At 42.4% G+C, this 8,802-nt stretch carries 7 protein-coding genes and 7 tRNA genes; all 14 read left to right on the top strand.

The genetic code is table 11. The annotated features are described in order from the left end of the window. The first annotated feature begins 17 nt into the window (after nucleotides 1-17). Nucleotides 18-93, top strand: a tRNA-Val gene (locus tag HNQ84_RS14130). A 59-nt stretch (nucleotides 94-152) separates the two neighbouring features. Beyond that, nucleotides 153-228: transfer RNA gene (locus HNQ84_RS14125), tRNA-Thr, on the top strand. Between the two features lie 5 nt (nucleotides 229-233). Beyond that, nucleotides 234-318: transfer RNA gene (locus HNQ84_RS14120), tRNA-Tyr, on the top strand. 18 nt (nucleotides 319-336) lie between these two features. After that, a tRNA-Gln gene (locus HNQ84_RS14115) sits at nucleotides 337-411 on the top strand. A 10-nt stretch (nucleotides 412-421) separates the two neighbouring features. After that, nucleotides 422-494 (top strand) — tRNA-Lys (locus HNQ84_RS14110). 6 nt (nucleotides 495-500) lie between these two features. Beyond that, a tRNA-Gly gene (locus HNQ84_RS14105) sits at nucleotides 501-575 on the top strand. Between the two features lies 1 nt (nucleotide 576). After that, nucleotides 577-649 (top strand) — tRNA-Ala (locus tag HNQ84_RS14100). 153 nt (nucleotides 650-802) lie between these two features. Then, complete coding sequence (gene rocF / locus HNQ84_RS14095; protein WP_183250177.1) at nucleotides 803-1,699, top strand: arginase; 897 nt, start codon at nucleotides 803-805, stop codon at nucleotides 1,697-1,699. Between the two features lie 123 nt (nucleotides 1,700-1,822). Continuing rightward, complete coding sequence (gene sigW, locus HNQ84_RS14090; protein WP_032101912.1) at nucleotides 1,823-2,386, top strand: RNA polymerase sigma factor SigW; 564 nt, start codon at nucleotides 1,823-1,825, stop codon at nucleotides 2,384-2,386. An 18-nt stretch (nucleotides 2,387-2,404) separates the two neighbouring features. Continuing rightward, nucleotides 2,405-3,019, top strand: coding sequence for a zf-HC2 domain-containing protein (locus HNQ84_RS14085; protein WP_435622449.1), 615 nt, complete (start codon nucleotides 2,405-2,407; stop codon nucleotides 3,017-3,019). A gap of 63 nt (nucleotides 3,020-3,082) precedes the next feature. After that, nucleotides 3,083-3,904 (top strand): diadenylate cyclase CdaA, encoded by an 822-nt coding sequence (cdaA, locus tag HNQ84_RS14080; protein WP_183250183.1) that lies wholly within the window; start codon nucleotides 3,083-3,085, stop codon nucleotides 3,902-3,904. Next, a complete protein-coding gene (locus tag HNQ84_RS14075) occupies nucleotides 3,897-5,132 on the top strand; it encodes a CdaR family protein (RefSeq protein WP_032101909.1) in 1,236 nt (411 codons plus the stop codon). The genes cdaA and HNQ84_RS14075 overlap by 8 nt, the downstream gene beginning before the upstream one ends. A gap of 16 nt (nucleotides 5,133-5,148) precedes the next feature. Next, nucleotides 5,149-6,495 carry a phosphoglucosamine mutase gene (glmM, locus tag HNQ84_RS14070; protein ID WP_435622448.1) on the top strand — a complete coding sequence of 449 codons (1,347 nt, stop codon included), beginning with the start codon at nucleotides 5,149-5,151 and terminating at the stop codon, nucleotides 6,493-6,495. A 386-nt stretch (nucleotides 6,496-6,881) separates the two neighbouring features. After that, entirely contained in the window at nucleotides 6,882-8,684 is a 1,803-nt protein-coding gene (glmS, locus tag HNQ84_RS14065) for a glutamine--fructose-6-phosphate transaminase (isomerizing) (RefSeq protein ID WP_435622447.1), read from the top strand. Nucleotides 8,685-8,802: the final 118 nt, after the last annotated feature.

Below are 8,802 nucleotides of genomic sequence, written 5' to 3'. Positions count from 1 at the left end.
TACGGGTCATCTTTTATGGAGGATTAGCTCAGCTGGGAGAGCACTTGCCTTACAAGCAAGGGGTCGGCGGTTCGATCCCGTCATCCTCCACCATACATTTGTATGAAATAATAAGAAGTTGGATAACATAACGTAGTTGATAAAAAACAACTGCCGGCTTAGCTCAATTGGTAGAGCAACTGACTTGTAATCAGTAGGTTGCGGGTTCAAGTCCTGCAGCCGGCACCATCTGCGGAGGGGTAGCGAAGTGGCTAAACGCGGCGGACTGTAAATCCGCTCCCTTTGGGTTCGGCGGTTCGAATCCGTCCCCCTCCACCATGATTTTTGTTTCATCAATGGGCTATAGCCAAGCGGTAAGGCAACGGACTTTGACTCCGTGATGCGCTGGTTCGAATCCAGCTAGCCCAGCCATTCATATGATGAGCCATTAGCTCAGCAGGTAGAGCATCTGACTTTTAATCAGAGGGTCGGAGGTTCGAGTCCTCCATGGCTCACTGTTTGCGGAAGTAGTTCAGTGGTAGAACACCACCTTGCCAAGGTGGGGGTCGCGGGTTCGAGTCCCGTCTTCCGCTCCATGGGGCCTTAGCTCAGCTGGGAGAGCGCCTGCTTTGCACGCAGGAGGTCATCGGTTCGATCCCGATAGGCTCCATAACCATACTATTTAAAACCTTAGGTAGTACCTAAGGTTTTTTCTTTTTACTCTTTTTACTATAGAATAAATATTCAAAAAGTTGTCGAGTTGAGCCAACTGTTTCTCCTCATGTACAATAAACATTAGATACAGCAAGGGGAGGAGATCAAGATGAACATCTCTATTATTGGTGTGCCAATGGACTTAGGACAAACACGTCGTGGCGTTGATATGGGACCAAGCGCAATTCGCTATGCGGGTGTAGTAGAGCGTTTGGAAAACTTAAATCATGATATTGAAGATTTAGGTGATATTCAAATTGGTCGCGCTGAGCGCGTTCAAGATGTAACAAATCCAAAATTACGAAACTTGAAAGCGGTTGCTGAAGCAAATGAAAAGCTAGCTAATACAGTAGATGAAGTTGTAACAAGAGGTCGCTTTCCACTTGTTCTCGGTGGTGATCATAGTATTGCGATTGGGACACTTGCAGGAGTGGCTAAACATTACAAAAATTTAGGCGTTATTTGGTATGATGCGCATGGGGATTTAAACACGGAAGAAACTTCGCCTTCAGGGAATATTCACGGTATGCCGCTTGCTGCAAGCTTAGGACTTGGTCATCCAGCTTTAACGATGATTGGTGGATATAGCCCAAAAGTGAAACCAGAAAATATTGTGATCATCGGTGCTCGTTCACTTGATGAAGGTGAAAAACAACTCATTAAGGAAAAAGGAATTAAAATATATACAATGCATGAGATCGATCGTCTAGGCATGACGAAAGTGATGGAAGAGACGATTGCGTATTTAAAAGAACGAACAGACGGTGTACATTTGTCTCTTGACTTAGATGGACTTGATCCACACGATGCACCGGGAGTTGGAACACCTGTAATTGGTGGACTGACGTATCGTGAAAGTCACTTAGCGATGGAAATGTTAGCTGAAGCACAAATTATCACGTCAGCAGAGTTTGTTGAAGTCAATCCCATTTTAGATGAACGAAATAAAACAGCTGCAACCGCTGTTGCTTTAATGGGCTCGTTGTTTGGTGAGAAGCTCGTATGAGAGGTGGCATGATGCCCCCTCTCGATTTTTTTAAAAAAAATTAACATATTCGTTGCGATTTATGGAACTTTGCTTTATGTTATTCGTATAAAATAGTAGCCCCCATGTGGAGGTAAATATTGAATGGATATGTTTATTAGGCAACGCATTAAAGCAGTAAAAAAAGGAGATCAAAATGCTTTTGCTGACATTGTCGAAATGTACAAAGATAAAATTTATCAACTATGCTATCGGATGTTAGGAAACCGTCATGAGGCAGAAGACGCTGCCCAAGAAGCGTTTATTCGGGCGTATGTCAACATTCATACATACGATCCAAACATGAAATTTTCTTCTTGGCTATATCGTATTGCAACAAATTTATCGATTGATCGCATGCGTAAAAAAAAGCCGGATGTTTATTTAGATGCAGAAGTATCAGGGACAGACGGGCTAACGATGTACTCCCAGCTCGCAGGCGAAGGAACTTCCCCGGAAGATGCGTTAGAAAGTTTAGAGTTACAACAAATGGTACAAGAAGCGATTTTAAAACTACCGGAAAAATATCGCGCTGTCATCGTCTTAAAATATATTGATGAATTATCGTTACAAGAGATTAGTGATATTTTAAACTTGCCGATTGGCACGGTAAAAACGCGCATTCATCGTGGTCGTGAAGCATTGCGCAAACATTTAGACCATTTATGATCAGAAGGAGTGAGACAGATGCCATGCTCTAAAAAAATTGTTCAATGGATGCATGACTACTTAGACGGAGATATTCAAAAAGAAGAAGAGCAACAATTACGTAGCCATATTCAACAATGTGAAGCATGTCGAGAGCATTTTTATGCATTGAAAAAAACAGTGGCGTTTGTCGAAAATGTTTCCCACTTCACCCCTTCCGACGATTTTATTAAAAAAGTGATGTACAATTTACCTCGTGAAAAACGGCGTGTACGTTGGAAACGATGGCTGACTCATCATCCGTTTTTAACGGCTGCATCATTATTTCTCCTATTAAGCATGAGCAGTTTGTGGGCAGTTTGGCAAGAGGATAATGAATTTTCATTTTCTAAGCAAGAACATTTAATTGTTCAAAACCATACCGTCATTGTACCAGAAGGAAAAGTCGTGGAAGGTGATATTGTTGTTCGAAACGGCGATATTAAAATTGAAGGAGAAGTGCATGGCAATGTTACCGTCATTAACGGCCATAAATATTTAGCTTCTGCTGGTGAAGTAACTGGACAAATTGAAGAAGTTAATGAAGTGTTTGATTGGATTTGGTATAATGTAAAAAGAGTCGGTTACAATATCGCCAAAACATTAACGAAATAGCCATCCATATTGATGGCTTTTTTACATGTGAGAGCAATTAGAATGAGTGAAGGAAGTGTAAGAATGCCATTTGGAGAGCTCCCAACATTTGTGAATTACCTCATTAAGTTTGTAGACATTCTTGTCGTTTGGTTTGTCATTTATAAGCTCATTATGGTTGTGCGCGGCACGAAAGCGGTGCAACTGCTTAAAGGGATTATTGTCATTATTCTTGTTCGAATTGTAAGTAGCTTCATGGGGTTGAGCACGTTACAATGGTTGATGGATCAAGCGATTACATGGGGCTTTTTAGCTATCATTATCATTTTTCAACCAGAATTGCGCCGAGCACTTGAACAATTAGGGAGAGGGAAACTGTTTTCACGAAGTACGACTCCTGAAGAGGAAGAACAAACGCATATGATCGAAGCGATCGTAAAAGCGACAGAGTATATGGCAAAACGACGAATCGGGGCCCTTATTTCTATCGAACGAGAAACAGGAATGGGCGATTATATTGAAACCGGCATTCCATTACACGCGCACGTTTCATCAGAGTTGCTCATTAACATTTTTATTCCAAATACACCACTTCACGATGGAGCGGTCATTATACAAAAAAATCAAATTGCTGCAGCATCATGTTATTTGCCGTTGTCGGAAAGCCCGTTTATTTCCAAGGAGCTCGGTACGCGACATCGCGCGGCATTAGGTATTAGCGAAGTAACAGACAGCATTACTGTTGTTGTGTCCGAAGAAACAGGGGCGATTTCTGTTGCGAAAAATGGGGAGCTTTACCGAGATTTAAAATTAGATGTATTACGAGAATTGCTGACGAAGGAGCTCATTCAACCGAAAGCAACTTCTTCATCTCGTTGGCAGTGGAGGGCGAAAAAAAGTGGATAAATGGATGAATAGCCCATGGTTTATACGCATCTTTTCTTTATTGTTAGCACTTATGATTTACGTTTCAGTTAATATCGAAACACAATCTAATAGTACGTCACGAAATACGGTTGGACAAACGGATATTGAAACGGTGACGGACGTACCGGTTGTAGCGTATTACGATCAAGAAAACCTTGTTGTTTCTGGTATTCCTCAATCGGTCAACGTCATGCTTGAAGGACCAAAAAGTATTGTCACGCCAACGAAGCTGCAACGGGATTTTGAAGTGTACGTTGATTTATCTAAATTACCAATTGGTACGCATACCGTCCCTTTGAAATACCGAAATATTTCTGAAAAATTACGCGTCACCATTGATCCAGCGACAATTACTGTAACTATCGATGAACGAGTGTCAAAAGACTTTCCGGTGGAAGTCGACTTTATTAACAAATCGCAAATTGCAGATGGTTATTCACCGGAACAACCAATTGTTAAACCAAATATTGTGAAAGTGACGGGAGCAAAAACATTAATTGATAAAGTGGCATTAGTAAAGGCGCGCGTCGATTTAAAAGGAGTCGAAGAAACGATTGAACGAGAATCGAAAGTGACGGTATATGATAAAGAAGGAAATGTATTACCACTTGATGTAGAACCATCTATTGTCGATATTACCGTACCGATTAAAAGCCCAAGCAAGACCGTTCCCCTAAAAATTGAACGAAAAGGAACGTTACGAGAAGGATTAAGCATCGTCAAAATGGAAGTCATTCCGAGTGAGGTAACGATTTTTGGACCAAAGGCAAAAATCGACGAAATCGAATTTATTACTGGCATTGAAATTGATTTAAGCGGTATTACAAGCAATACGACTTTACAAGTCGATGTACCTGTTCCAAAAGGGGTGAAAGCTGTAGACCCAGCGAAAGTTACAATTTTAATTGAAGTGGAACAAGAAAAAGAGAGAACGTTTTATAATGTTCCAATTGAAATCATTGGACTAAACGATGCATATAAGGCTGAGTTGATAAATCCTATCGATCAAAATATGACGCTCACGGCATTAGGAGCTCAACGTGTACTGAATGCTATTCAGTTGCAGGATATTGAGGTATACTTAAACGTTAGTGAATTAGGTATTGGTGAGCATAATGTGCCAATTGAAGTCAACGGGCCTCAAAACGTTCGATGGAAACTACCGCAAAAAGAAGCAACCATTCGTATCACAAGAAATGAGTCATGATAAAAGGAGCGATAGCATGGGTAAGTATTTCGGAACAGACGGTGTTCGAGGGATTGCCAATAGTGAATTAACACCAGAATTAGCTTTTAAAATTGGCCGCTTTGGCGGTTACGTATTAACGAAAGATAAAGAACGTCCGAAAGTGCTAATCGGGCGCGATACGCGCATTTCTGGTCATATGCTTGAAGGGGCGCTTGTAGCTGGACTGCTCTCCATCGGGGCAGAAGTGATGCGCCTCGGCGTGATTTCTACACCAGGTGTAGCTTATTTAACAAAAGTATTAGGGGCGCAAGCGGGGGTTATGATCTCCGCTTCGCATAACCCTGTTCAAGACAACGGCATTAAGTTTTTCGGACCAGATGGTTTTAAGCTGTCCGATGAACAAGAACAAGAAATTGAAGCTCTTCTCGATAGTGAAGAAGATACGTTGCCACGTCCAATCGGCAAAGATTTAGGGCAAGTAAACGACTATTTTGAAGGCGGACAAAAATATTTACAATATTTAAAGCAAACAGTAGACGAGGATTTTTCCGGCATTCACGTAGCGCTTGATTGCGCGCACGGTGCGACATCGTCATTAGCGACGCACTTATTTGCCGATTTAGATGCCGATGTGTCGACAATGGGGGCATCACCGAATGGGTTAAATATTAACGACGGTGTCGGCTCAACACATCCGGAGGCGTTAGCTGCATTTGTGAAGGAAAAAGGGGCAGATGTAGGATTAGCGTTTGATGGAGATGGCGACCGATTAATTGCGGTTGATGAAAATGGTGAAATTGTTGACGGTGACCAAATTATGTACATTTGCGCAAAATATTTACATGAACAAGGGCGTTTGAAACATCAAACGGTCGTCTCAACCGTCATGAGCAACCTTGGTTTTTATAAAGCGCTTGAAGCGCAAGGGATCAAAAGTGTGCAAACAGCCGTTGGTGACCGCTATGTTGTGGAGGAAATGAAAAAGAACGGCTATAATTTAGGTGGAGAACAATCAGGGCATATTATTTTCTTAGATTACAACACGACAGGAGACGGGTTGTTGACAGCGTTACAGCTTGTCAACATTATGAAAGTAACGAAAAAGCCGCTTTCTGAGCTAGCAGGGGAAATGAAAAAATACCCACAAAAATTAGTGAACGTCAAAGTAAAGGATAAACATGAAGCAATCGAAAGCGAAGAAGTGCAACGAGTCATTCGTGAAGTCGAAGAAGAAATGGCTGGAAATGGTCGTATTCTCGTTCGTCCGTCTGGTACGGAGCCACTCGTTCGTGTCATGGCAGAAGCGCCGACAAACGAGCTTTGCGATCAATACGTTGAGCGAATTGCAGCTGTTATTCGTGAGCGCTTTGGCACACAATAATGTTTTCGGTAAACAATATGCATAAATGGAACGGTTTATTCCATTTATGCATATTTTGTTTATACAGGGGTAAGCGATACACATTGACGTTTGCCTCTTTGTTGTTGTAAACTATTGTTGTTTGACATCTTACATGAAAGGAGGATAGCGGAAAACAACAGTTATTAAAGCGCCTGGACTAAGCTTTGGACGGGAAGAAAGCTTAGTTGACGAGGAGGAGGTTTATCGAGTGTTCGGCGGATGCCTCCCGGCTGATGCGATGACAGCCGCAAGTTCTTTCTTAAAACAAAGAGGCGACTCTTTGCACAAAGGAAAGAACGTTCATCGCACATACGAATCAAGGGGCAAGAGCCCCTTCTTGCCCCTATTATTAGGGAGGACTTGTTATGTGCGGAATCGTTGGTTATATTGGTGAACAACCATCAAAGGAAATTTTATTGTACGGATTAGAGAAATTAGAGTATCGTGGATATGACTCTGCAGGTATTGCGTTATTAAACGAACAAGGTGTACATGTGTTTAAAGAAAAAGGACGCATTGCTGATTTGCGTGCCATTGTCGCAGAAGATGTAGACGCGCCGCTTGGCATCGGTCATACACGTTGGGCGACACACGGCGTGCCAAACCGCGTCAATGCCCATCCACACCAAAGTGCATCAGGTCGTTTTACTCTTGTGCATAATGGTGTAATCGAAAACTATGAATTGCTAAAACGTGATTATTTAGCACACGTGTCGTTCAAAAGTGATACAGATACAGAAGTCATTGTGCAGTTAATTGAAACATTCGTGAACGACGGATTGGCGGTAGAAGAAGCGTTTCGTAAGACGCTTTCGCTCTTGAAAGGTTCCTATGCGATCGCTTTAATTGATGCAGAAAATGATGGCGTCATTTACGCAGCGAAAAATAAAAGCCCGCTTTTAGCTGGATTAGGCAAAGGGTTCAACGTTGTCGCAAGCGATGCATTAGCGATGCTGCAAGTGACAAACGAATATGTCGAGTTAATGGATAAAGAAATCGTCATCGTCACAAAGGAAAGTGTCACGATTAAAAAGTTAAATGGTGAAGTCGTAGAGCGCGCGCCGTATGTAGCGGAGTTGGATGCAAGCGACATTGAAAAAGGAACGTATCCTTACTACATGTTAAAAGAAATTGACGAACAACCGCTTGTCATTCGCCGTTTGATTGAAAAATATCGCAACGAACAAGGTGAATTGGCGATTGACGAAAACATTGTTCAAGCAGTCAAAGAAGCGGATCGTTTATATATTGTCGCATGCGGCACGAGCTATCATGCGGGTTTAGTCGGTAAACAATTGATCGAAAACTGGGCGAAAATCCCTGTCGAAGTGCATATCGCAAGCGAATTTTCATACAACATGCCGCTTTTATCAGAAAAACCGCTATTTATTTATATTTCACAAAGTGGGGAAACAGCGGACAGCCGTGCGGTGCTTGTACGTACGAAAGAGCTTGGTCATAAATCATTAACGATTACGAACGTGCCAGGTTCGACATTATCGCGCGAAGCAGATTATACGCTTCTTCTTCACGCTGGACCAGAAATCGCCGTTGCATCAACGAAAGCATATACAGCACAAATTGCAGTGCTTGCGATGTTAGCAGCGGTTGCCGCAAAAGCAAAAGGCATCGAGTTGAATGTTGACGTCACAAAAGAACTCGGCATTGTTGCGAATGCGATGGAAACACTTTGTGATGCAAAGCATGAAATGGAACAAATCGCGCGCGAATATTTAGCGACAACACGCAATTGCTTCTTTATCGGTCGTGCAGTTGACTATTATGTCGTATTAGAAGGTGCACTAAAGTTAAAAGAAATTTCTTACATTCAAGCAGAAGGCTTTGCGGGTGGAGAATTGAAGCACGGTACGATCGCTTTAATTGAAAACGGCACACCAGTGATCGCATTAGCGACACAAGAACATGTCAACTTAAGCATTCGCGGGAACGTCAAAGAAGTTGTCGCTCGCGGCGCTAATCCGTGCATCATCTCGATGAAAGGATTAGACATGGAGGACGACCGTTTCGTCATCCCAGCTGTTCATCCGATGCTTACACCGCTTGCGTCTGTCGTGCCATTGCAATTAATTGCTTACTATGCAGCCTTACACCGTGGCTGCGACGTCGACAAACCGCGCAACTTAGCGAAGTCAGTAACGGTGGAGTAAAGCTTAGAAGGAATGATAAAAAACTGTTGAATGACAAAAAAGTCGGGTACTTGACAAAAAAGTCGGGAACCGGACAAAAAAGTTGGGTACCGAACAAAAAAGCCGGGAACTGAAAGCC

Origin of the sequence: Anoxybacillus eryuanensis, assembly GCF_051200995.1 — a bacterium.
Lineage (GTDB): Bacteria > Bacillota > Bacilli > Bacillales > Anoxybacillaceae > Anoxybacillus > Anoxybacillus tengchongensis.
Note: the sequence above shows the minus strand (reverse complement) of the source record. Positions and strands in the feature narration are given on the sequence as shown.